This window comes from Bartonella sp. MR110HLJHH, assembly GCF_042194225.1.
GTDB lineage: Bacteria > Pseudomonadota > Alphaproteobacteria > Rhizobiales > Rhizobiaceae > Bartonella > Bartonella grahamii.
Genome location: NZ_JBHIMQ010000089.1, coordinates 1 through 763 on the forward strand (window position 1 = coordinate 1; position 763 = coordinate 763).

Genomic DNA, 763 nt, shown 5'->3' on the forward strand with positions numbered 1-763 from the left:
TTCAATAAAATAAGAATAAATGTTGTTAAAATAATCCTTTACTATCATAAATTCAGCGTTAATCTTAAGCTAGCACCTCTTCCCCAATCTCCGCCAGAACTCATTGCGGATATATTAGAGCGATCTTTCCATCTTCTGACATACAACCAGCTCCAAAGGCAAAAGCCGATCGACTACGCTATAAACCATTACCAAAACAGACACTTAAAGACCAAAAAATATCAAAATAACTTAAATTCGATATAACTTAAATTCGATACTGCTAAACCAACAGAGGCCGCCTGTCTTGCTTCTTTCTGAACTGTCTTCATATCATATCTTAATGCTTCAAATTTTGTATCCGTGTAAGATTTTGCATCATTCACAACATTACTCATCGCATTATCCTATGGATTCAGAAAACCATTTATCTATATATTTTTTTGCATCATCAAAAACTGTCTTATCTGCTGCTCACTGTTATGTAATTGATCACCTTTTAGGCAATATATAATCCAATAATAATCTTATCAGCAGTAGAATTATGCAAAATAACATGCCGCCTATCTTGTCATAAAAATAATGCTGCATTCATTGATAATATTATTATTATATATATTTCTCTTATAAGGAAAAACCTCTCTCAAAAATAAATATCGATTACTCAAATAATTCCTTTTGGAGATGATAAATGATTTTTTCACATAAAACCTCACAATAAAAAATACATTTTTACTCGAAATACGCCCATCTTCTATTGCTATTCATTTATGATGAGAATAAC

The 763-nt window shown here is 30.8% G+C and carries 1 protein-coding gene; it reads right to left on the minus strand.

Translation table 11 applies throughout. The features are described 5' to 3' along the window. Window positions 1–221 precede the first annotated feature (221 nt). Window positions 222–377: a hypothetical protein gene (locus ACFIKB_RS09505; RefSeq protein WP_375636767.1), complete on the minus strand. Its 156-nt coding sequence runs from the start codon at window positions 375–377 to the stop codon at window positions 222–224. Between the last annotated feature and the right edge of the window lie 386 nt (window positions 378–763).

Excerpts from the sequence above, each read along its gene's own strand:
- ACFIKB_RS09505 (WP_375636767.1), bottom strand. The coding sequence starts at position 377 with ATGAGTAATGTTGTGAATGATGCAAAATCTTACACGGATACAAAATTT.